Origin of the sequence: Streptomyces sp. CA-181903 (genome assembly GCF_050937075.1) — a bacterium.
GTDB lineage: Bacteria > Actinomycetota > Actinomycetes > Streptomycetales > Streptomycetaceae > Streptomyces.
On sequence record NZ_JBNJLY010000001.1, the window covers coordinates 2707166 to 2729335 of the forward strand.

Sequence of the window (22170 nt, forward strand, 5' to 3'; positions counted from 1 at the left end):
TGTTGCCGCGTCATGGGCAGGGTGTGGTGCCTCATGAACCGGGGGCGTTGACGTCGCACGGTCGGGGGCTTGGTCCCTGAAGCACGGGGACGTCGGCGGCTCAAGTGCAGAACCTTCGACATCTCAGGGACACGTGTGCCCCATGGGGCGACGGCCGATGACGGCGATGCCGTGTACCGGATCCTTGCCCGCGCAGAAGTTGACGTCGGGGCCACCGTTACGGGTGGGCGTGCACGACAGGCCGACCGGAGTGTCCGGGTTCCGCAGGACGACGCCGAGGGGCTGGAGGACGGACGCCACGTCGGCGTCCCGCGCCGTACCGACGCTCCGGCACCGCATCGGTGCCGTAGAACCGCCGCCGGCCGCGAGCGCGTCCCCGCCGGCGGGCAGGTACAGGACGAGAGCGGCGGCGGCCGAGAGGCCGGCGAGGCAACGGACGATCGTCTTCTTCACGTTCACGGCAGTCCTTCGAGCGGCGGCCGGGAAGCCGGCGGTTGACGCTTTCCTCTTTCACGTTGACGCGTTTCTCGTTCAACCCTTGCTCCGCTGCTGCGCGGACAACCCGTCCGGGCGCGGGAACCACCCGATGGGGGACACCTCCGAGCCCTCTCCCCGTTTTTTCACCCGAAGCCGGGAGGGGGAGTTGCCGCAAGACCGGCACCGCGCCGTAGAGCGGCCTCCCCCGCCGCATCCGCCGGCCGGAATGGTCCCCGCACGGCGGGGGGCGTCGCCATGCGCGCGTACTGCTGTCGGCCACCGGAACCCGGGCCAAGGGCAGCCGATGCCCGCCCCGCCCCGGCCAACGTCCCCTTCCCCGGCCGGGACCAAGACGTGAAGAATCACGGCATGTACGTGACATTCTCCAAGAGACCTCCGACCACCCTCGCGCGCCGCCTCGGCGCCCTGGTGCTGGCCGGGGCCTGATCCAGTGGCCGCACCAGCGGAACCCCAACGGCGCCGGTCATCAACGAGTCGCTCTACTTCCACCCGCGTTTCTGAGCGCGGCCCGTCCCGCGGGCAGGGGGGAGGCGCCGACCGCGAGGGAGCGGCCGGCGCCTTCTCCGCCCCCGCCCCGCCGGGCCCGCAGCACACCCGTCCCCGTCACGGACGCCGTCGGCCCGGCCACCGCCCGCCCCGGCACCTCGCGCCACAGCGCCGCGTACGCGGTGAACCGCCGCACGCCGCAACGGCAACAAGTCGCGACCCCGCTCCGGCCCACCACCCACGCCCCGGGCGCGTGCCCGCACCCCGTCGCGGGCATCAGTGCACCCACCGGTGATGCCGCCCCATCGCGACGATCCACCCCTGCGCGGCGACCCGGTCCCCCTGCCGCGACGCGGCGTAGTACGCCTCCCGGATCCGCCGGCACTCGACACAGGGCGCGGGGCGGCGGGACGCGGGGGGTGGGGGGAGGGTGGTTTCGGGCATGGGGGTACCCCTTCCGGAGGTCAATTGACCGATGTGGTCTCAGGGTTGCGCTCCGCGAGTACGCTCCGGAAGGGCCGGATTCATAACATCACCGAAGTTATTGATGCGAGGTGCACTGCTCATGCCCGTCGAGACGGACGTACCGGACCCGCTGTCGTCGCCGCTCACGTTCTTCGGCGAGGAACTGTGCCGGCTGCGCAACGAGGCGAAGCTGTCGCAGGCCCGGATGGCCAGGCAGGCGCGCACCACCCAGGCAATGATCAGCTATGTGGAGAACGCGAAACGGGTTCCCTCCGAGGACCTGGCCAAGGATCTCGACCTGGCTCTGGGGACGGGAGATTACTTCGCTCGCCTGTTCACGTTGGTGGTGAAGTTCGTCTATCCGGGCTGGTTCCGCTCGTACATCGACTTCGAGTGCGAGGCTTCTGCGATCAGCGCGTACCAGAGCCACTTCATCCCTGGCCTGCTCCAGACCGAGGACTACGCCCGCGCGATCCTCGCCGGCGGCCGCCCGAACAATCTTGACGGCCTGGTGACCGCCCGGCTGTCGCGCCAGGACATCTTCGACCGGGCAGACCGGCCGCTGACGTGGTTCATCGTCGACGAGTACGCGATCAGCCGCATGCTGACCACGCCGACCGTCATGAGGGCGCAGCTCGATCGAGTGCTGGATGCCCAAGACCACCCGAAAACCATCATCCAGGTGGTCCCGCACGACGCCCCTCCACATCCCGGTATGAGCGGGTCCTTCGTCAACCTGAACTTCGACGTCGGGGCGGACGTCGTACACATCGACGGCTTCTTGCAAGGCCGTACCGCCCTGGATCCGGACGAGGTGTCCGTTGCGGCACACGCATACGACTTGATCAGGGCGGTCGCCTTGTCCCCGCAGACGTCCGCCGACCTGATCTGGCGGCGCAGGAAGGAGCTGGCCCGTGCGTGACGTGCGCCTCGGCTGGGTCGCCTCCCAGCGCATCACCAATGGCGGGAACCGCCTTGAGTGGTCACCCACTCGCGCTCGCACCGGCACCGTCCCCGTGCGGGACAGCAAGAACCCCGAGGGCCCAGCCCTCCTCCTCCCCGCCCCCGCGTGGACCGCGTTCCTGCGCCTGGTCGCGACGCCGGGCGACTGACCACCGGACGGCGGAAAGGCCAACAACGGCGACGCCGAACAAGCGCCGCCGCGCAGCCGCACCAGGCTGCGAAGTGCCGCCCGCGAGCGCATCGGGCCGGAACAACTCGTCCGCCGCTCCTCCGAATCCCGCTTGATCAAGCGGAGGAGCATCGGTGGCTGTGTTGCCGGGGCCTCCAGCGGTCCCGAGGACCTGGCCGCTGCGGCTGGTAACGATCGGGCCCTGTCACCAGCGGCTCAAGACGCAACCATCCAGCCTCGCTGCTCCAGCAAGGCGCCGTTTGCCCCGACGGCAGTCACCGGGCAGCGTCATCTCGTCCAGGCTGCAACCACCGCGCAGAACCAACAGCACCGTACGCACGGCCACATGCACCCTCACCGCGGCTGCCGGCGCTCCGGCGTCCGCCCCGGCTGACCGGCCGGTACAAGACCCGCGCGGCGAGCACGTCCGTTCCGCTCCCAACAGGCAATGCCAGTGCCCCGCACGGCGACGGATCGGGGACGGGCCCCCGCTGCAGTCACAGCGCAATCCGGCTCAGCAGTCGAATGCCGACCAGCAGATGCCAGTCCGCAACCTCTGGTCGTCAAGCACAAGGTCACGGATCGCCCCGGGAGCTGAGCGCACTGCCACTTGGCCACATGCCGAGATCGTTAGGACTCGTTCGTTCCTGAGACCGTCCAGACAGCGAGGCCGCCTCCGGGCAGTGATACGAAGCGCCACCCCGTGGGGCCCGTGACCTGCCACGCTTCGAAGGACGGATCGGACGGGCAGGTCAGGTGATGGCCGGTGTCGAAAACGAGGCGCAGAGCGCCGGACTTGAACGCGACCGCCGACAGGACTTTCGCGCGGAAGAGATGCAGGGCCGCTGCGACGTCCTGCGATTCCGGCTTCAGGGGCACGGGCGGGTTGGTACGGGCCGTTCCGTGTGAAAGGCCGGCGGGGGATTCCAGTGCGACTTCCCACTCCGAGTCGAGGGCGAGAACAAGCCGGAAGTTCACGCCGATCTCCGCTACGGCCATGCCGCGAAGGGGCAGGACCCACGGTCCTCCTGTTCGACAGGATCCTCTTCAGTGCTCACTCCTGCACCTTGGTTCATCCATCAGCCGGCCGCCACGGGATTTCCGACGTCCGGACAGCCGGCACCCGAACCCGCGCGCCCGCGACGTACCGCATGTAGCCCGCCGTCCGGCAACACGCGTCCGAGGCGGAGAACGTCCGAGGCAGAGAACTGGCGGGCCCGCCCGAACACCCGGCTGAGGGAGCGATACGGCCGTTCCCGTAGGGAGGACATCGCGCGTACCGGTACACCGAACGGGGAGCACTGCTCCGTCAGCCACTCTGACGAAAGGTGAACTCATGCTTCTCCGAGGCGTCGACTCCCTCGTCGGGCCTACCGTTCACCTACTGGTTCTGGGCGCGGGCAGCGTGCCCTGAGGGCCGACTGCCCCCAAGGCCCCCCGACAGGTCAGGTGGCCGAAGCCCCTCGGTCGGGTGGTTTGAGACCGCCCATCGCCGTAACGTCGAACTGATACGGAAAAGGTCAGCCTGTTGGCGCCGCCGGGGTCGCGTCCGGTCCGGCGCGATCGAGGGAGATGGAATCGCGATGGGGACGAAGTGGTCCGCCGTTCCATGGGGCTTGGCGCTGGCCCTGGTCACCGGCGTGCCCGCCACCGCGGCACCGGCGGCCGCACCCGGCCTGGCACTCGACCGCGCCCGGCCGGCTCAGCACATCACGCTCACGAACTCGGACAACGACGGGTCCGTGACCGCGAGCTCGGGTGACGGCATCGAAGTCCGGCTCACCGGCTACCGGGAAAACGGACTCACCTGGACTTGGAGCACCCCGACATCCAGCGACTCCGCCGTTCTCCGGCTCACCGCCGGCCGTACGGCACCGAACGGCGACGCGTCAGCGACCTTCCGCGCCGAACATGACGGCACCGCCACCATCACCGCGGAACGACGCTGCCGCCCCGACACAGGTCGTATCTGTCCCATGGTGATCACGCCATGGAAGGTCACGGTCGAAGTGAAGTGACCTCATGAAGGGCGTCGGCGTCCGCCGGTCGCCGGACCCGTAGGACACGGCCTGGCCGTCGGCCAGTCCCGAGGCGCTGAGGCTCGCCCCCAGCGGCTGACCGCCCCTGAGCGTCGTCGCCCCTCCGGCACCCGGTTCGGCCCCCAAGGCGCCGAGCGAAGCCGGACGGAGCCGGCGGCCCGACGCCTCACCCTCACTGCCCTCACTCACCTCACTTGACGGACGTCAGGAAGCCGACCATCAGGTTCAGCCACTCCTGCGGGTTCTCGATGAACGGCGCGTGGCCGGTGGGGAGTTCGGCGAGGCGGGCGCCGGGGATTCCGTCGGCGAGTCGGCGGTGGTGGAAGGGGTGACCAGGTTGTCCAGGGTGGTGGAGATGACGAGGGTGGGGACGGTGATGTTCGGGAGGTCGGCGAGGACGTCGACGCGGTCGGCGAGGTCGAGGTGGTCCGGGGTGCCCGGGGGACGGAGTCCCGGCCGGCCGCCAGCATGGCGTCGACGTCGTCCTGCGAGAACGCGTCCGCCGTGGGCGCGCCGAAACCGAGGAGGGCACCGAAAGCGGTGATGCCCGCCGGGTCGTCGGTCTTCTCGATCAAGTCACGCCAGAGGCGGGTGGCGAGGGAGAAGCGAGGGTTGGGGCGGGCGAAACCGGCGGTGAGGACGAGGGCGGTGACACGGTCGGGGTGTCGTGTGGCCGCCCGGACGGCGACGGCGGCGCCCAGCGAGTAGCCGGTGACGGCGAACGTCTCCAGGCCCTCCGCGACAGCGGCGGCGACGAGTTGGTCGGCGAGGCCGTCGAGGGTGAGGGGTTCGTCGGAGCGCGGAGTGCGGCCCGTGCCCGGGTAGTCGGGGCCGACGACGGTGAAGTGCTCGGCGAGACCGTCCATGATCGGGCCGTAGTTGGGCTGGATGCCGCCGCCGGCGCCGTGAGCGAGGAGGAGACCGGGGCCGCTGCCTCGGGTGATGCGGGCGAGGCTGGGGGTGGGGGTGGGGAGTTCTATGGAGGACATGATTCCTGCTCTCTGTGTGCGTGTGTGGGGAGGTTGTGGGGGGTGGGGTCGGGGTCGTGGAAGGCTCAGGGGCTGGGGTGTGCTCCCGGCCGGGTGAAGGCCGCGAGGACAGCGGCGGCCGTGACGACGAGCCCGCCGAGCCAGGGGAGGTCATCGAGGCCCAGGCCGGAGCCGAGGGCCTGACCGCCGAGCGCGGAACCGCCCGCCGTGCCCAGGTTGAAGGCGGAGGCGGTGACGGCGGTGATCAGGGTGGGCGCTCCGGGGGCGGCCGCGAGGGCGCGTTCCTGGAGCAGCGGGGTGAGTGCGGCTGTGACCAGCCCGAGGAGGGGCACGGTGAGCGCGGCGGACGGGCGGGCATGACTGGTGAGGGTGAAGGTCACCAGGGCGGCGGCGAGGACGAAGAGGGTTGTCCGAAGGGCGCGTTCGGGAGTGCGGTCGGCGAGGCGGCCGCCCAGGACGTTGCCGAGCAGCGCGCCTGCGCCGAAGGAGGCGAGGAGGAGGGTCACCGCGTTCGCCGAGAAGCCGCTCACGTCACCGAGGAGCGGAGACACGTAGGTGTGGACGGTGAAGAGGCCGGCCTGCGCCAGGACGGTCACCGCCAGGACGCGGGCCGGGCCGCGTCCGTGCAGCGCGCGGACCTCCGCCCGGGGCGCGGGACGCGTCCTGGGTTCTGGGGGACGGACGAGGACGGCCACGGCGAGCAGGACGAGCGCGGTGAGCGCTGCGATCCCCCAGAACGTCACCCGCCGGCCGTACCGGTCCCCGAGCCACGTCCCGAGCGGGGCGCCGAGGACGGTGGCGAGGTTCCACCCGGCGGCGACCACCGAGATCGCCCGGCCGCGGCGCGCGGCGGGCACGGTGGAGACGGCTATGACCAGGGCCGTCGCGAAGGCGGTGCTGTGCGTGAGCGCGGTGGCCACGCGGGCGGCCGCGAGCGTTCCGAGCCCGTCGGCCAGGGCCGCTGCCGCGTTGCCGGCTGTGAACAGGACCAGCAGCCCGAGCAGCGCCCGGCGCCGAGACAGCCGCAGCACGCCCACGGTAACGACCGGCCCGGCCACAGTGACGGTGAGGGCGTACCAGGTGACCAGCGAGCCGACGGCGGGGAGCGGACACCGCAACTCGACGGCCAGCCCCGGCAGCAGCCCGACCATGACCCACTCGCCGGTTCCTATGAGGAAGACGCAGGCGGTGAGGGTGGCGAGGACGGCGGTGGGGTGGTTGGGGCGGCTGGTGGGGAGTCGGGCTGATGGGGCCGGGGTGGGGTGGTGGGCCGTCCCCGGTGGGGTGCTTGGGGCCATGTCGCGACGCTAAGGTCTGACATCGGTGTGAGAGTCAAGTGCGAGTGTGGGTGGGGGTGGGGGTGGGGGTGGCAGGGGTGGCGCGGCTCGCGGATTTCATCGGGGTTCCCGCGGCGGATGGTATGGCGGTTTTGCCGGGCTCCGAGCAAGTGAGTAAAAAAGCGGTTCCGCCGGGCTAAAACACCAGGTGGCGCCCTGTGGTCCCCGCGTATGCGGGGGTGGTCCCCACGGCTACCCGCCGTACCCCTACACCACGGTGTGGTCCCCGCGTACGCGGGGATGGTCCCGCCACCGCGCTCGTCGCCGACCTCGCCTGACCGTGTTCCCTGCGCGCGCGGGGACCCGTCGGCGACAAGCTCACTCTTGGCGCCGAGGTGGTCCCCGCGTGCGCGGAGTTGGTCCTGACTGCACCTTGCTCCGCCCGATGGGCGATCAGCGTTTCCCGCGAGTGCGGAGGTGATCCGCCCCGGCACTCACCTCGGAACCGATCGCCCCAGCGACCCTTCGCGCAGGGCTGGCCCCCTGCGCGAAGGGGGCAGTGGCCGATGCCGCCGCCCGCCCCTCGGTGCAGGCAGGCAGCGGCTCCGTACGCGGCCGCGGTTTGGCAACCGCGGCCGCCGGCGGTTACTTCGCCGCCGAGTCGACCGTGCTGGAGGCGCCGGAAAGGGCCGACTGCGCGGTGGAGTTGGCCGCGTCCTTCAGGTTGGTCACCGGGCCCGGCTGCTCGGAGGGGGAGGAAGCGGAGGGGCTGGAGGGGGGCGGCTGCTCCTCCGAGGACGAGGAGCTGGAGCCGCCCTTGGGGTCGTACTTGTAGGTCTCGGTGACCTTGTGCTCCTTGGTGATCTGGCCCGGAGCCGGGGAGACGATCGCCACGGGCAGGGGGCCCAGGCCGTGGCCCTCGTGGTGGCGGCCGTGGTGGTCGTCCGCCATGGCCGTACCGGCCTGGCCCAGCACCATGCCACCGGCCAGTACGGCCAGCGCCACGCCAACCACACGGTTGCGCATCGACATCTTCGGGTCTCCTTAGGAGAGGGGGGTACGGGGACGCCGCCTCCGAGACGGAAGCGGCGCCGTATGCACGGCGGGGCACCGCGGTGTTCCCGGGCCGGGCGTGGCCCGTGCCACCGGGGGTCGGATGGAATGGCACGGGCCACCGGCCGGGAAGGCCGCCCCTGCCGAGGCAGCAGAGAACTACCGGTGCGATCAGCGGTCAGTCAAAACATCCGACCGGAAAGCCACGCCCGCTCGTCGAACCTCTCGACGTTCACTGAACGGAGGTTCCCCGCGCGGGTGTTGTGGGTGCGTCCCCTGCACTCCGTACGTCACCTCAAACGTGCGTCGCGCCCCCTGATGTGGTGGCCTGCGTTCACCCCGCCTGACGGCCGCCACCTGAACGGAGGACGACATCTCGCCACCCCGTCCCTCTCCCCGTAACAGCAGTGCCCGAGTGTCACCGGGTTGACCGGCCCGGGCTCGCGCCCCCTCCCCGGCTTGCGCCCCTCCCCGGTTCGTCCCTCTCCCCGGCTCACGCCCCGACGTCGTGGGACGGGTCGGGGCGCCGTGGGACGCGTCCGGGCCCCGTGGGACGCATCGGGGCCCGAGCCGGGGAGACGTACAGCGACGAAACGTCACTGCGCCCCGAAGACCTGCGTCCACCGCGGGCCGCCGGGCGCCTTGTTGATGCCGACGCCTATCTCGTCGAACGAGCAGTTGAGTATGTTCGCCCGGTGCCCCTCGCTGTGCATCCAGGTGTCCATCACGGAGGCGGGGGTCTGCTGGCCGTAGGCGATGTTCTCGCCGTACGTGCTCCACCGGTAGCCGGCGGCGGTGATGCGGTCGCCGGGGCCCTTGCCGTCCGGGTTGGTGTGGTCGAAGAAGTTGCGGGCGGCCATGTCGTCGGAGTGGCCTTGGGCGGCCTGTGTGAGCCGCGAGTTGAGGCGCACGGGCGAGCAGCCGGCCTTGGCCCGCTCGGCGTTGACGATCGCCGTGACCTGCTGCTGGAGCGAGCCGCCCACGTCGCCCCTGGACGCTGCCGGGGCGTTGGCGGCCGACTTCGGGGACGTACGGCCCGAGTCGGACGTCCGCGAGCCCTGCTGCTGCGATCCCGACCCGGCCCCGGAGCCGGAGCCCGAACCGGAGCCGGACGAAGGTGAGGAGGGAGCCGCGGCGGAACGTTCCTCCGCCGACTTCCCCTCCTCGTCCTTCTTGCCCGCCTTGCCCTCGTCCTTCCCCTTCTCCTCGTCCTTCCCCTTCTCCTTGTCCTTCTTCTCCTTCTTGTCGCCCTTTCCGTCCTTCGCGGCCTTCGCCGACGTGGAGGGGTGGGCGCTCGGGGAGGGGGCGGCGGTGCTCGACCGGTCGCCGAGGGGGACCGCCGCGTCGCCGGTGGTGACGCGGGTGCTCGCCTCGGTGCCGGAGGACGAGTCGGAGAAGAACTCCGTCCCCCCGATGACCGCGCCGCCCGCCACGACGGCGAGCGCGGCCGCGCCGATCGCGACCCGCTTGCCCTTCGTGCCGTGCTTCGCCTTCGCCCTGGGGTTGTTCCGCTTCGCGTGGGTCACGCCGTGCTTGCCTTTCGTCGTCTTCATCGGCTCTACCGGGGTCGCCGGATTCACCGGATTCGCTTGGTTCACCGGATTCACCTGGTTCGCCGGATGGCTGTGGTGCTGCGCGGTGTTCGTGGTGTCGTATGCGGCCTGTGGTGTGTCGGGTCCGTGCCCCGCGAGGGGGTGACCGCCGGCGTCCGGGCCGGGCACGTCCCCGTACCCGCCCGGATGTACGGCGGCCACCGCCTCCGTCCGCAGCACGGTGGCGGTGCCCCACCAGTCGAGGAGGGCCCCGGCGACGGGGACCAGACCGAAGCCGACCAGCAGCCCCTCGGCCGGGACGAGCGACGTCCACGCGCCGCCGCAGGCGCCGCACCCGCGCGCGTGGCGGGCGACGCGCTTGCGCCAGAGGGCGGAGGGGGTTCCGTCCCACGCCGCGACCAGCCCGTCGAGGGCGGGGCAGCGCGGCGAGGCGCCGAGGGCGCGGACGACGCCGCGGGCCGTGTCGAGCCGCTCCTTGATGCGCTGGACGCGGACGGCGGTGTGCTGCGGCGTGAGGCCGAGCGCGGCGGCGACCTCGGCACGGGTCAGTTCGCCGGCGGCCTCCAGCCACCACAGGGAGAGCACCTCGCGCTCGCCCTCGTCCAGCCAGCGCGTGGCCTCGGCGACCTCCCTGCGCTGGCCTTCGAGGCCGAGCCGCTCGATGGTGACGGCGACGAAGTCGGCCGCCGGGTCGGGGACGTCGGCGCCGGTCCCGGGGAACCCGTCGAGGGGGGTCTCCGGGCGGCGCTCGCGCCAGTGGGTGCGGAGCTGGTTGGTGGTGATCGCCACCAGCCAGGAACGGAAACCGGCCGGGTCGCGCAGCTCCCCCAGCCCGTTGATGACGCGCAGCATCGTCTCCTGCACGACGTCGTCGACGTCCGCGTGCCCGTTGAGGGCGCGGCCGACGATGTTGTAGACGAGCGGCAGGCAGGCGGCGACGAGTTCGTCCTGTGCCGCCGTGTCACCGGCCCGCGCGGCTTCGACCAGCGCAGCGTTATCGGTTCCCACGCCTCACGCACCTCTCTCCGTTCGCATCCGACACCTGGGAGACGGGGTGCTCCCGGCCGGATAACAAAAATTGCAAGATTCTTGCATCACAGGGGAGGGAGGTGGGGCGGGGGTGCGCGGAGGTGGGAGCGGCGGCTGCGCGGGGCGCGTCAGCGGTGGCCGAGGACGTTGACCACGCGGCCGTTGGGGTCGCGGACGAAGAAGCGCCGCACGCCCCACTCCTCGTCCTGGAGGACGTGGACGATCTCGGCGCCGCTGTCCCGCATGGCCGCGTAGGCGGCGTCCACGTCGTCCACCTCGATACTCATATCGGGAGCAACCGGGGCGGTCTTGTCACGGGCCATGAAACTGACCTGCGCCGACGGATCGGAGGCGGAGGCGAGCGTCATGATCCACCCGTGGTTCATGACCTCCTCGAAACCCAGCAGGCCGTAGAACTCCCGGTTCTCCTGCACGGACTCCGACTGGACGTTGGGTACGACACGACGAACGGCCATGGACGCCTCCGGGTGGGATGGGCTGGTCGGCTGGTTACCGGATCCCACAGGTACTACGACGGGGTCGCTGCCGCACAGGTTTTGGTGACAGGGGGCAACTCGCTGTCCGCTGTCACCGCAGCGGGGCATCTCCGGGGCAGCCGGCCGCCGTCGGTCATCCGTCCGGCTGACCGGCTCAAGGTGACCGAGCCGAAGGCGCTTCGTTGATCCGGCATGAAGAAAATCATCACGCTTGTGATCACGACCGCGGCCGCTCTCGCGCTGGCCACTCCCGCTGACGCCGACAGCACCGGCGGGGGCACGGGCTCAGTCGACCCTCACAACTTCACCTCTTCCGCCGTGTGCCTGCAGGAGCTGGCCGTGGTACCCGTGGGTGGTCCCGCGCTCGAAGGCTTTGCCTGCGAGGTCGGCAACGTGCTGGGGCTCTAGCAGACCACCGTCCGCTGCCCTTACGGCACCGATCCGGCTCCGGCCCGGCTCCGGCCCGGCTCGGCTCCCGCCCCCGGCTCCGACGCCGGGGGTGGGCGCTGGGCAGCACTCCGTACGAGGCTTCGGCGCGGGTGAGTAGGGCGACTTCTCCGCATCCTCTCCGCGCCCTCACTCGAAAACGGGGGCCTCATCCCTCCCCACCGGCACCAGGAACTCCCGCAGCATCCCGGGCGTCACCGCGTTCGCGAACGCCGCCGCCTCACCGGCCGCCATGTCGCGGATGCGGTACGCCTCTTCACCGGCCGCGACGGCGGCCGTCGCGGTGACGACGCCGGCGCGGCGGGCGAACGGGGTGCGGGTGAAGGTCCAGGCGAGTACCGCGTCGCGGTCGAGGAGGACCGTGTCGCGGGTGAGGCTGCCGGAGCGGATGACGAGCCAGTGGCCGCGGAGGGCGTGGCCGAGGGCGCGGTAGGCGTCGTCGGCGAGGGCGCAGGCCACCGGGGTGGAGAGGAGCAGCCAGGCCGCCGCGCAGTACAGGAGTACCGGAGTGAGCAGGGTGCCGAGCACGGCGAGGACGGTGGTCGGCGGCAGGACGCACCACAACAGGACGCGGACGACGCGCCGGCGCCGGGCGGCCGGGGGGTGGGGGCGCAGGCCGCCGGTGTCCACGTGTTCGCCGAGGACGCCGGCACAGACGCGTTCGCCCTCGGAACGGGGTGCGGGCGGGAGGAGGGTGCTGCGTTTGCGGTTCTCCTCGCGGTCGCCGAGTCCGCTCGCGACGGCGCGTACGGTGGCGCCGCCGCCGCTGCGGAGCAGCAGCGGCTCGCGGAGGACGACGCCGCGCAGGCGGGCGCGTTCGATGGAGACGGACCGGGTGGTGAGCAGGCCGTGGCGGACCCTGAGGGTGTCCGCGTCCGTCCGTTCCAGCCGGTACCCCCACCACGTCTCGGCGTAGAGGACGACGGATCCGATCGTGCCGAGAACGGTGATCGTGAGGATGAGGAGGGGGACGGTGATCCAGAGGGCGCTGTTGCCGAACTCGTCGAACGCGCGGCGGACGAAGCCACTCCGCCACGGTTCGACGCCCATCCCGTCGAGGACGCGCCAGACCGCGCCGGCGGCGGTGAGGACGCCGCCGAACACCCAGAAGGTGAGCGGCGCGTACCGCAGCCAGCGGGGGTCGGCGCTGGACAGGACCGGGTCGTCGGCGTCCATCCGCCTGGTCCGGGCGAGGAGTTCGGAGCGCAGACGTTCCGCGTCGGCGCGGCACAAGGCGTCCAGCGACACCTGACCGTGCCCGCCGGTGCCGGCGCGCAGCACGACGAGGCCGAGGGCCCGGTGGACGGGGTGGGCGGTGAGGTCGACGTTGCGGACGCGGTGCAGGGGGACGGACTTGGTGCGCCGGGTGAGCAGGCCGGTGCGGAGTTCGAGCGCGTCCGCCGTGACGCGGTAGTGAGTGCGGAGCCAGGAGAGGGCGCCGAGGGCGGTGAGGGCCGCGAACACGGCCGCGACGACCGCGAGGCTGATCCACACGCGGGCGCCGGGGCGGCCGCCGGTGGCGAGGACGGCGAGGACGAAGGAGCCGAGGGGGCGCCGAGCCAGGAGCAGTGGGAGAGGAGGGTTCGGGGGGACGGGCGGTGCCAGGTGGGCGGGGGTGGGGTGGTGGTGGGCGGGGTGGTGTTGGTGGGCCGGGGCGCGCTTGTGGGCGTGGGATGGGTTGTGGGCGCGGGATGGCTTGCGTGTGCGGGGTGGCTTGTGGGCGCGGGGTGGCCTGGGGTGCGTGTGCCCGGCGTCGTCGGCGTCCGGGCGTCGGGCGTACCGGCGCTGTACGTACCGCCGCCCTGGAGCTCGTCGTTGCGCATACCGCCGTCGTACGTACCGCCGTCGCACCCGCCCGGGTCCTCCTGCCGCCACGGCCCGCTGTCTCCGGTGCGCCTCACGTCGCGTCCTCCCGTACGTATCGGACGGCCCGGCCGACGTGTTCGGCCATCCGCCGGGCGTCGTCCGCCGCCAAGCCGGCGATCTTCACGGCGCCGGCCGTGGACGCGGTGGTGACGACGACGGTGGCGAGTCCGAAGTGGCGCTGGAGCGGGCCGACCGTCGTGTCGACGGTCTGCACCCGCGAGAGCGGCGCGATGCGGCTGCGCTGCCAGAACCAGCCGTTCGCCGTGTAGACGGCGGTCTCGCCGACCTCCCAGGCGTGGATCCGGTAGCGCCAGGCGGGCATGGCCAGTTGATAGCCGAGCGCGGGTGCGACGAGCGCGACCGCGAGGAGGGGGGCGAGCCAGGGCAGGGCGCCGGGGAAGAGGAGTACCGACAGTACGAGCAGCGTCGCCGCCGTCAGGAGGAGCGGGCCGCTGACGGTCAGCAGCGCCTGCACCGCCCACCAGCGGCGGGCCCGGGGATCGACGCGGTGGCGGGGTGGCCGGAGGGTGACGGACGGGCCGTCGGCGGTGGTGCCCGTGGCGCCGGTGGTGTGCATGGGATTGCCCCCTGGGACCCGGGACCTTGGCAGGCCATCCGTTTTCAGGTCGGTCGTATTGCAAACGTCACCGGTAAGGTATGGCAATACGACCGACTTGTAAAACGGAGGTGACCGTCGCGGTGCCGAAGCGGGTGGATCACGAGGAACGGCGGCGCCTGATCGCCGAGGCGCTCTGGCGCATCGCGAGCTCGCGCGGGCTGGAGGGCGCGAGCCTGCGCGACGTCGCCGCCGAGGCGGGCATCTCGCTGGGGCAGTTGCAGCACTACTTCTCGGGCAAGGACGAGATGCTCGTCTTCGCGCTGGAGCACATCTCCGCTCTGGCGGAGGCGCGGATCCGGGAACGGATCCTGGCGCTGTGGAGACCCGGGGACAGGCAGGGGGACGGGCCGGAGGCCGGGAACGGGCAGGGGTCCGGGGGCGGGCCGAACTCCGCGGCCGCCTCCGACAGGCCCTCGCCCCGGACCGTCCTGCGCGAGTGCGCCGCCGAGATGCTGCCCCTGGACGACGAGACCCGCACCGGCCTCCTCGTCGGCATCGCCTACTTCGTCCGCGCCATCAACGACGAGCGCCTCCGGCGCCACGCCCAGGAGGGGGAGCCGAAGCTGCGCGCCTTCTTCGCCGAACAATTCCGGGAGGCCGTCGAGCGGAGGGAGGCGGTGCCGGGGCTGGACCCGGACATGGAGGCGATGCTGCTGATCGCTTTGACGGACGGGTTGACGAGCTCCGCGTTGATGGAGGTGATTACGCCGGAGGAGGCGATGGGATTGGTGGATCGGCACTTGGGGCGGTTGTTCGTGCGGTGAGCTTTGTTATTGGCTGCGGTGGGTGGGGTTGGCCCCCGTCCCCTCCCCCAGAGGGGGCACCCCCATTTCACCGTTTCCTGCGGGGGAACGCCCCCCGCGCCCCCTCCCGTACGCGGCCGGGGCCCGCTGCCGGCTCCCGGGTCGTCCGGGTCAGAATGATCCGACCGAACCACCCCGGGAGTGACGAGTGCACCAACTCACCTACCGCGACATCGAGTCCGCCGGCGAACGGATCGCCGGGCGCGTCCGCCCGGTCGCCCTGGCCCCGGCGGGTCCCGACACGACCGACCCGGCCGGGCCGCCCTGCGAGCTGTGGCTCGCGCTGGAGTTCCTGCAGCACACCGGCTCGTTCAAGGCGCGCGGCGCCCTCAACTTCCTCCAGGCCCACCTCGACGCCGGCACCCTCCCCGACGCCGGCGTCACCATCGCGTCCGGCGGCAACGCCGGGCTGGCCTGCGCCTGGGCCGCCCGGCGGCAGGGCGTCCGCGCCACGGTCTTCCTGCCCGCCACCGCGCCGGTGGTGAAGGTCGCCAGGCTGCGCGGGTACGGGGCCGACGTGCGGCTGGTCGGCGACGAGTACGCCGAAGCGGCGTCCGCCTGCGCGGAGTTCGCCGCCACGACCGGGGCGCTCGCCTCGCACGCCTACGACCACCCGCTGATCGCCGCCGGCGCCGGCACCCTCCTGGACGAGATCCACCGCCGGATCCCCGACCTGGACACCGTGGTCGTGGCGGTGGGCGGCGGCGGCCTGTTCGCCGGCGTCGCCACCGCGGCCCGGCAGCGCGGCGTCCGCACGGTCGCCGTGGAACCGGAGGGTTCCCGTGCCCTCAACGCCGCCCTCGCCGCCGGGCATCCGGTCGACGTCCCGATCGACTCGATCGCCGCCGACTCCCTCGGCGCCCGGCGCGCGTCGGCTCTGGCCTTGCACGCGGCGCAGCAGGGCGATGTGCGTTCCGTGGTGGTCCCGGACGCCGAAATCGCCCGCGCCCGGCAGGGGTTGTGGGACGAGCGCCGCATCGCCGTGGAACACGGCGGGGCTACGGCGCTGGCGGCGATGACGGCCGGGGAGGCGGACTCCGCACATTACGGGTACCGGCCACGGGAGGGCGAGAAGGTGTGCGTGGTCCTGTGCGGCGCCAACACGGATCCCGCTACGCTCACGGGTCCGATGGACTGACTACCGCCGGGCAGAGGAAGGACGGGCAATGCCCAATATTTCAGCTTTGCCCGTTCCCGCGAAAGTGAGTAAAAACGCCACCTCTCACGGATAAACCCGCAGGTCGCGCCCTGTGGTCCCCGCGCATGCGGGGGTGGTCCCTTCTTGAACGCCTCCTCGGCCGCGCCCTGGTCGTGGTCCCCGCGCACGCGGGGGTGGTCCCGGGAGACAGATCGTCGTCCAGCCCTTCGGGGGGTGGTCCCCGCGCACGCGGGGGCAGAGCCATCAACACGAAAGCCGGTACCCTCCCCGCCCAACGCCGAATCCCCCTCACCTCACCCTCCGAGCCGCCCGGTTCCTCCCCCAGGCCCCGGCGACAGCGCCTCCGCCAGCTCGTCCAGGGCATCCGTCAGAAGCTCCGCGCCCCGCACCGTCACCCCCGTGTCCCCCTCCGCCGCGGCCCAGGCCGCCACCCGCAGCCTCAGCGGCGTCCAGTCCAGCGGCCGGCGTTCGCGCAGCGCCTCCACCGCGTCCGGGAGCAGTTCGCGCAGCGTCGCCGCGAAAGCCGCCGCCCCCGGGGACGGCGGAGCATCCGGCTCCGGCAAGTGGGCTTCCATGAGCATCGTGACGCGGCCCATCGTCGCCAGGGCGGATTCCGCCGAGCGCTCGGCGCTGCGGGAGAGGCCGCGGTGGCGGACGGGTTCCTTTTGGGCGCGTTCGGCCGTGTCCTCCCATTCGCGCCTCGCCGCGCGCGCGTCCAGCAGCGCCTCGCGGACGTGGCGGGGGCTGCGGCCGGCCGGGTCGGCGTGGGCGGTGAGGACGGCGAGGGTGTACTCGCCGTTGGCGCGCAGCCATTCGGCGAGGCGGTCGCGGAGGCGGCGGGTCTCCCAGACGGGGAACAGGGCGTACGCCGCCACCGCCAGCAGCCCGCCCAGCAGCGTCAGGGCCACCCGCGCCTGGACCGTCTGCGACCACCCCTCCCCCACCACCCCCAGCAGGAACACCACATACCCGCCGACACACGCCGACGCGACGATGTAGCCCGTTCCCGTGAAGAGGTACAGCAGGCCGACGCAGACCACGGCCAGCGACGCGCACACGTACGGGTCCGGGTGGAGCAGCGCGGTGATGGCCGCGCCCGCCAGGACGCCGACCAGCGTGCCGACGAAGCGGGCCACGCCCCGCGAGTACGTCTGCGCGAAGTCCGGGCGCATGATCATCACGGAGGCCATCGGGGCCCAGTAGCCGTGCCCCCATGGCAGCGCCGTGCCCAGGACGTACCCGACGCTCGCGACCGCCGACAGGCGGACCGCGTGCCGGCCGATCGGCGACGACCAGCGCGCCTCCCGCCGTACCGCCCGGAGGGCCACTGGGATCAGCCGGTGGACGGTCGGGCGGAGGAGGTGGCGGTACGGCTCCGGCGGGTGGTCCGCGGGCGGGGTGTCCGTCGCGCGGCGCGCCTGCCTAACCGGCTCGTCGCTGCCCTCGACCGCGTCGCCGAGCAGCGCGATCAGCCGGTACGCGGAACGGCGCGCCGCGCCCGTGAGCATCGGGCCGGACTCCGGCACCCGCAGCACGTCCAGCGCCTCCGGCGGCAGCCGGACCGGGCCGCCCCTGCGGACCGAGCGGGCGACCGCGTCGAGGACGGTCGCGGCGGCGCCCAGCAGGTCGCGGACGCGGTCGCGTTCCGGGCCCTCGGGCGGCGCGCCGACGACGGGGTCGGCGAGCGCCGCCAGTACCGGACGGAGTCGTTCCGCGAGTCCGCGCGGGCCGCCGAGCTGGCGCGGACGGCTGCGGGCCTGACGGGGTGTGACCGCGGCAGCGCTGCGCGCCTCCATCAGCGGCTGCGGATCGAAGTGCGCCACCGGGTCGTGCCGCAGCCGGCGCGCGTAGTCCGCCTCGGCGGCCAGCGCGTCGGCGAGCGCGTCCCGCTGCCGGCCCCACGGTCTGATCGGGAACACCACGATGAGCAGCGCCTGCACCAGGCCGCCGACCGCAATCAGCCCGGCGTGCTCGGCCGCCCCGGCGACGGACGTCGGCAGGGTGACGGTGATCAGCATCACCGCGACCGTCTGGGTGGCCACCAGTCCCGACACCGGCCCGACCGCCCACGCCATGCCCGCCAGCAGTGTCCAGGCGGCCAGCAGGAGGAGGAACAGGACGTGGCTGTAGGCCGCCAGGTAGCCCAGGAACGTGCTGGCCGCCAGCCCGACCGCCACCCCCAGCGCCAGCACCGGCCGCGGCCGCCAGCTCCGCTGGAACGTCGCGAGGCCGGCCGCGAAGGCGCCGAACGCGGAGGATACGGCGAGGGCCGGGCTGCCGAAGGTGAGCATGAGGGCCATGACGATCGCCACACCCGCCGTACTGCGGACGGCCAGGAGCGGTTCCGGGGCCGCCCGCTCGATCGTCAGGCCGGCGCGGGCCGTGTCCTTGAGGGCGCTCAACCAGGGCATGATCTTGAGCTTACGTTCCGGTGGGTGATTCGGAGGTGGGGGTTCCGGGGTGGCTCCGTCCCGGGTCCGGGAGCGGGTCCGGGAACGGTCCGTCCCAGGTTCGGGAGCAGGTCCGTGCCGGTTACCCCCGGTTCGCCTCGAGTAACGTCCGACGCTCCCGCACCCTCAGCCCCCTCAACGTCCGCGCCGCCCAGCACCCCCGAGACCGGACACGCCCGAAGGCCGGCCGACCCCGCCTCACCCCACGCGAGCCGGCCTCCGGCCCCGAGCACCCACCCCCACCCGCCTACTTGTGGCTCGGGAACCCCAGGTCCACCCCGCCGTCCTCCGGGTCCGGCCAGCGCGTCGTCACGACCTTGCCCCGCGTATAGAAGTGGACGCCGTCGTTCCCGTAGATGTGGTGGTCCCCGAACAGGGAGTCCTTCCAGCCGCCGAACGAGTGGTAGCCCACCGGCACGGGGATCGGCACGTTCACGCCCACCATCCCCGCCTGCACCTCCAGTTGGAAGCGGCGGGCCGCGCCGCCGTCGCGGGTGAAGACGGCGGTGCCGTTGCCCCAGGGGGAGGCGTTGATCAGGGCCACCCCCTCCTCGTACGTCTCCGCGCGCAGCACGCACAGCACCGGGCCGAAGATCTCGTCGCGGTAGGCGTCCGACTCCGGCGACACCTTGTCGAGCAGCGACAGGCCGATCCAGTGGCCCTTCTCGTACCCCTCGACCGTGAAACCGGTGCCGTCGAGGACGACCTCCGCGCCCTGCGCCGCCGCGCCCGTCACGTACGAGGCGACGCGGTCGCGGTGCTCGGCGGTGATCAGCGGGCCCATCTCGGACGCGGGGTCGGAACCCGGGCCGATCTTGATCTTCTCGGCGCGGTCGCGGATCTTCGCGACCAGCGCGTCGCCCGTGTCGCCGACCGCCACCACCGCCGAGACGGCCATGCAGCGCTCCCCCGCCGAGCCGTACGCGGCCGACACGGCGGCGTCCGCGGCGGCGTCGAGGTCGGCGTCGGGCAGGACGAGCATGTGGTTCTTGGCGCCGCCGAGCGCCTGGACGCGCTTGCCGTGCGCGGAGGCGGTGGCGTGGATGTGCCGGGCGATCGGGGTCGAGCCGACGAACGAGACGGCGGCGACGTCCGGGTGCTCCAGCAGCCGCTCCACCGCCACCCGGTCGCCGTTGACGACGTTGAGCACACCCTCCGGAAGCCCTGCCTCCGCCGCCAGTTCGGCCAGCAGCAGCGCCGCGGACGGGTCCTTCTCGCTCGGCTTGAGCACGAACGTGTTCCCGCACGCGACGGCCAGCGGGAACATCCACATCGGCACCATCGCCGGGAAGTTGAACGGCGTGATGCCCGCCACCACACCAAGCGGCTGCCGGATCGCGGCGACGTCCACCCGGCTGGACACCTGCGTGGACAGCTCGCCCTTCAGCTGCGTGGTGATGCCGCACGCAAGCTCGACGATCTCCAGGCCGCGCGCGACCTCCCCCAGCGCGTCGGCGTGCACCTTGCCGTGCTCGGCCGTGATCAGCCGGGCCAGGTCCTCGCGGCGCGCGTCGAGCAGCGCGCGGTACGCGAAGAGGACGGACGTGCGGGTGGCGAGCGAGGACGTCCCCCACGAGGCGTACGCCTCCTTCGCCGCCGCCACCGCGGCGTCCACCTCCTCCGCCGACGCCAGCGCCACCCGCGTCGTCACCTCGCCCGTCGCCGGGTCGGTGACCGGCCCGTACGCGCCCGACGCGCCCTCGACGGCCCGGCCGCCGATCCAGTGGCCGACGGTCTTCGTTTCCGACGTCATCTCCACGTCTCCTTCTTCGTCTTCGGGCGTTCCCCGACGGCCTGCGAACACGCCTCGCGCGCACGCGCCTCACAGATGGCGGCGGCGCCCCGCGGCCCCCCGCTCGTACTCCTCCCGGGCCCGCACGGCGGCCGGGCGGGTCGCGGTCCGGGCGACGGGCACATCCCACCACGCCTGGGCGGGCGGCGCGCCCGGCACACTGTCGGGCGTCGCGGTCTCCACGTGGACACATGTGGGCCGCGTCGCCGCCCGCGCCGCCGCCAGCGCCTCCGGCAGCTCGCCGGCGGTCCGGACGCGGAGGACGTCGAGGCCCAGGGAGGCGGCGTTGGCGGCGAGGTCCACCGGAAGCGGATCGCCGGTGTACGTGCCGTCGGGCGCCAGCCGCCGGTACGCGGTGCCGAACCCCTCGGCGCCCACCGCCTCCGACAGGCCGCCGATGGACGCGTAGCCGTGGTTCTGGAGGATCACCACCTTGATGTCCAGCCCCTCCTGCACCGCCGTCACCAGCTCCGTCGGCATCATCAGGTACGTGCCGTCACCCACCAGCGCCCACACCGGGCCGCGGCCCGCCAGCCGGACGCCGATCGCGGCCGGGATCTCATAGCCCATGCAGGAGTAGCCGTACTCGACGTGGTAGTCGCCGGCGCGCGACCGCCACAGCCGGTGCAGGTCGCCGGGGAGCGAGCCGGCCGCGTTGACGAGCACGTCGGACCCGTCGGCGATCCGGTCGAGCGCGCCGAGGACCTGCGCCTGCGTGGGGCGGGCGGACGGGTCGGGGTGCGGCGCGAAGGCCCGGCCGACCGCCCGGTCCCACTCCTCCCTCCCCCGGCGTACTCCCGTACGTACTCCTCCGGCACCCGGTATCCGGCCAACTCTGCGGCCAGCGCCTCCAGTCCGGCCCGCGCGTCGGCGGCCACGGCGAGGCCGGCGAGCTTGTGGGCGTCGGCGGACGACAGGTTGAGGTTGACGAAGCGGACACCTGGGGCGGCGAAGAGGGTGGACGAGGCGGTGGTGAAGTCGGTGTAGCGGGTGCCGACGCCGACGACCACGTCCGCCGTCCGGGCCAGCGCGTCGGCGACGGCCGTACCGGTGTGTCCGATGCCGCCGACGTCGGTGGGCGTCGCGTGGTGCACGGCGCCCTTGCCGGACTGGGTGAAGGCCATCGGGATGCCGGTGGCCTCGGAGAACGAGCGCAGCACCGCCCCGGCGCCGCTGTGCCGGACCCCGCCGCCGCAGACCAGCAGCGGCCGGCGGGCCGAGCGGACGACGGCCGCCGCCTCCGCCACGGCCGCCGGGTCGGGGGCCGGGCGGCGGACGTGCCAGACGCGGTCGGCGAAGAACTCCTCCGGCCAGTCGTACGCCTCCGCCTGCACGTCCTGCGGCAGGGCGAGGGTCACCGCGCCCGTCTCCACCGGGTCCGCGAGCACCCGCATCGCCTGCAACGCGGCCGGAACGAGCGCCTCCGGGCGGGTGATCCGGTCGAACCACCGCGACACCGGCCGCAGGCAGTCGTTCACCGACACATCGCCCGCGCCCGGGTGTTCGAGCTGCTGGAGGACGGGGTCGGCGGGGCGCGTCGCGAACGTGTCACCCGGGAGCAGCAGGACGGGCAGATGGTTGACGGTCGCGAGGGCGGCGCCGGTGACGAGGTTGGTGGCGCCGGGGCCGATGGACGTGGTGACGGCGTGCGTGGACAGCCGGTCCTCGGTCCGGGCGTAGCCGACGGCCGCGTGGACCATGGCCTGTTCGTTGCGCCCCTGGTGGAACGGCATGCGCTCGCGGCCGGTCTCCAGCAGCGCCTGCCCGACGCCGGCGACGTTGCCGTGCCCGAAGATGCCCCAGCAGGCGGCGATCAGCCGACGGCGTTCGCCGTCCCGCTCGGTGTACTGGTGGGCCAGGAACTCCACCAGGGCCTGGGCGACGGTCAGCCGTCGGGTTCCTTGGGTCCCTTGGGCCTCTTCGGCCCGTCGGGTCCCTTGGGTCTCTTCGGCCCCTCGGGTCCCTTCGATCCGTCCGGTCCCTTCGGTCCCCGGGTCTCGTCGGTCCGTCGGGTCC

Annotated in this window: 19 protein-coding genes and 1 pseudogene; 6 read left to right on the top strand and 14 right to left on the bottom strand. The window is 72.8% G+C overall.

What is annotated here, in order from left to right; genetic code table 11:
* Nucleotides 1–123: 123 nt before the first annotated feature.
* The 3 genes from ACQEVS_RS12080 to ACQEVS_RS12090 all read right to left on the bottom strand — a co-directional run bounded on the left by ACQEVS_RS12080 (nt 124) and on the right by ACQEVS_RS12090 (nt 1428).
* A complete protein-coding gene (locus ACQEVS_RS12080; RefSeq protein ID WP_433019182.1) occupies nt 124–453 on the bottom strand; it encodes a hydrophobin family protein in 330 nt (109 codons plus the stop codon).
* A 511-nt stretch (nt 454–964) separates the two neighbouring features.
* Nucleotides 965–1261, bottom strand: a complete 297-nt coding sequence (locus tag ACQEVS_RS12085) for a DUF6255 family natural product biosynthesis protein (protein WP_433019185.1) — start codon at nt 1259–1261, stop codon at nt 965–967.
* Nucleotides 1261–1428: a hypothetical protein gene (locus ACQEVS_RS12090; protein WP_433019188.1), complete on the bottom strand. Its 168-nt coding sequence runs from the start codon at nt 1426–1428 to the stop codon at nt 1261–1263. The genes ACQEVS_RS12085 and ACQEVS_RS12090 overlap by 1 nt, the downstream gene beginning before the upstream one ends.
* Before the next feature lie 121 nt (nt 1429–1549).
* On the opposite strand from ACQEVS_RS12090, the gene ACQEVS_RS12095 reads away from it, so the two are divergent.
* Together ACQEVS_RS12095 and ACQEVS_RS12100 are read left to right on the top strand one after the other, a co-directional pair.
* Complete coding sequence (locus ACQEVS_RS12095) at nt 1550–2371, top strand: helix-turn-helix domain-containing protein (RefSeq protein WP_433019191.1); 822 nt, start codon at nt 1550–1552, stop codon at nt 2369–2371.
* Nucleotides 2364–2561 carry a DUF397 domain-containing protein gene (locus ACQEVS_RS12100; protein WP_433019194.1) on the top strand — a complete coding sequence of 66 codons (198 nt, stop codon included), beginning with the start codon at nt 2364–2366 and terminating at the stop codon, nt 2559–2561. Before ACQEVS_RS12095 ends, ACQEVS_RS12100 begins: the two co-directional genes overlap by 8 nt.
* 650 nt (nt 2562–3211) lie before the next feature.
* On the opposite strand, the gene ACQEVS_RS12105 is transcribed toward ACQEVS_RS12100, so the two are convergent.
* A complete protein-coding gene (locus ACQEVS_RS12105) occupies nt 3212–3595 on the bottom strand; it encodes a DUF6188 family protein (RefSeq protein WP_433027486.1) in 384 nt (127 codons plus the stop codon).
* A gap of 569 nt (nt 3596–4164) precedes the next feature.
* Between ACQEVS_RS12105 and ACQEVS_RS12110 the strand changes: the two genes are divergently transcribed.
* The gene (locus ACQEVS_RS12110) at nt 4165–4599 is read left to right on the top strand and encodes a hypothetical protein (RefSeq protein WP_433019197.1); all 435 of its coding nucleotides are present in this window, start codon (nt 4165–4167) and stop codon (nt 4597–4599) included.
* Between the two features lie 206 nt (nt 4600–4805).
* Here the strand turns inward: ACQEVS_RS12110 and ACQEVS_RS12115 are convergent, their stop codons facing one another.
* The 5 genes from ACQEVS_RS12115 to ACQEVS_RS12135 all read right to left on the bottom strand — a co-directional run bounded on the left by ACQEVS_RS12115 (nt 4806) and on the right by ACQEVS_RS12135 (nt 10997).
* Nucleotides 4806–5609: an alpha/beta fold hydrolase gene (locus tag ACQEVS_RS12115; RefSeq protein WP_433019200.1), complete on the bottom strand. Its 804-nt coding sequence runs from the start codon at nt 5607–5609 to the stop codon at nt 4806–4808.
* Nucleotides 5610–5674: 65 nt separating this feature from the next.
* Nucleotides 5675–6907, bottom strand: coding sequence for an MFS transporter (locus ACQEVS_RS12120; protein ID WP_433019203.1), 1233 nt, complete (start codon nt 6905–6907; stop codon nt 5675–5677).
* A gap of 624 nt (nt 6908–7531) precedes the next feature.
* Nucleotides 7532–7918, bottom strand: a complete 387-nt coding sequence (locus ACQEVS_RS12125) for a hypothetical protein (RefSeq protein WP_433019206.1) — start codon at nt 7916–7918, stop codon at nt 7532–7534.
* A 617-nt stretch (nt 7919–8535) separates the two neighbouring features.
* Nucleotides 8536–10500, bottom strand: a complete 1965-nt coding sequence (locus ACQEVS_RS12130; protein WP_433019209.1) for a sigma-70 family RNA polymerase sigma factor — start codon at nt 10498–10500, stop codon at nt 8536–8538.
* A 149-nt stretch (nt 10501–10649) separates the two neighbouring features.
* Nucleotides 10650–10997, bottom strand: a complete 348-nt coding sequence (locus tag ACQEVS_RS12135) for a VOC family protein (RefSeq protein ID WP_433019212.1) — start codon at nt 10995–10997, stop codon at nt 10650–10652.
* 213 nt (nt 10998–11210) lie between these two features.
* On the opposite strand from ACQEVS_RS12135, the gene ACQEVS_RS12140 reads away from it, so the two are divergent.
* Nucleotides 11211–11426 carry a hypothetical protein gene (locus ACQEVS_RS12140; RefSeq protein WP_433019215.1) on the top strand — a complete coding sequence of 72 codons (216 nt, stop codon included), beginning with the start codon at nt 11211–11213 and terminating at the stop codon, nt 11424–11426.
* Between the two features lie 168 nt (nt 11427–11594).
* Here ACQEVS_RS12140 and ACQEVS_RS12145 read toward each other — a convergent pair whose 3' ends face one another.
* Together ACQEVS_RS12145 and ACQEVS_RS12150 are read right to left on the bottom strand one after the other, a co-directional pair.
* Nucleotides 11595–12959 carry a PH domain-containing protein gene (locus ACQEVS_RS12145; RefSeq protein WP_433019218.1) on the bottom strand — a complete coding sequence of 455 codons (1365 nt, stop codon included), beginning with the start codon at nt 12957–12959 and terminating at the stop codon, nt 11595–11597.
* A 403-nt stretch (nt 12960–13362) separates the two neighbouring features.
* Entirely contained in the window at nt 13363–13908 is a 546-nt protein-coding gene (locus ACQEVS_RS12150; protein ID WP_433019221.1) for a PH domain-containing protein, read from the bottom strand.
* Between the two features lie 122 nt (nt 13909–14030).
* Between ACQEVS_RS12150 and ACQEVS_RS12155 the strand changes: the two genes are divergently transcribed.
* Together ACQEVS_RS12155 and ACQEVS_RS12160 are read left to right on the top strand one after the other, a co-directional pair.
* Complete coding sequence (locus ACQEVS_RS12155; RefSeq protein ID WP_433019224.1) at nt 14031–14714, top strand: TetR/AcrR family transcriptional regulator; 684 nt, start codon at nt 14031–14033, stop codon at nt 14712–14714.
* 187 nt (nt 14715–14901) lie between these two features.
* A complete protein-coding gene (locus ACQEVS_RS12160; RefSeq protein ID WP_433019227.1) occupies nt 14902–15891 on the top strand; it encodes a threonine/serine dehydratase in 990 nt (329 codons plus the stop codon).
* Between the two features lie 314 nt (nt 15892–16205).
* Here the strand turns inward: ACQEVS_RS12160 and ACQEVS_RS12165 are convergent, their stop codons facing one another.
* The 3 genes and pseudogenes from ACQEVS_RS12165 to iolD form a co-directional block, all read right to left on the bottom strand.
* The gene (locus ACQEVS_RS12165) at nt 16206–18323 is read right to left on the bottom strand and encodes an FUSC family protein (RefSeq protein ID WP_433019230.1); all 2118 of its coding nucleotides are present in this window, start codon (nt 18321–18323) and stop codon (nt 16206–16208) included.
* A gap of 286 nt (nt 18324–18609) precedes the next feature.
* Entirely contained in the window at nt 18610–20115 is a 1506-nt protein-coding gene (locus ACQEVS_RS12170; protein ID WP_433019233.1) for a CoA-acylating methylmalonate-semialdehyde dehydrogenase, read from the bottom strand.
* A gap of 69 nt (nt 20116–20184) precedes the next feature.
* Nucleotides 20185–22043 (bottom strand): annotated as a pseudogene (gene iolD / locus ACQEVS_RS12175) (3D-(3,5/4)-trihydroxycyclohexane-1,2-dione acylhydrolase (decyclizing)).
* Nucleotides 22044–22170: the final 127 nt, after the last annotated feature.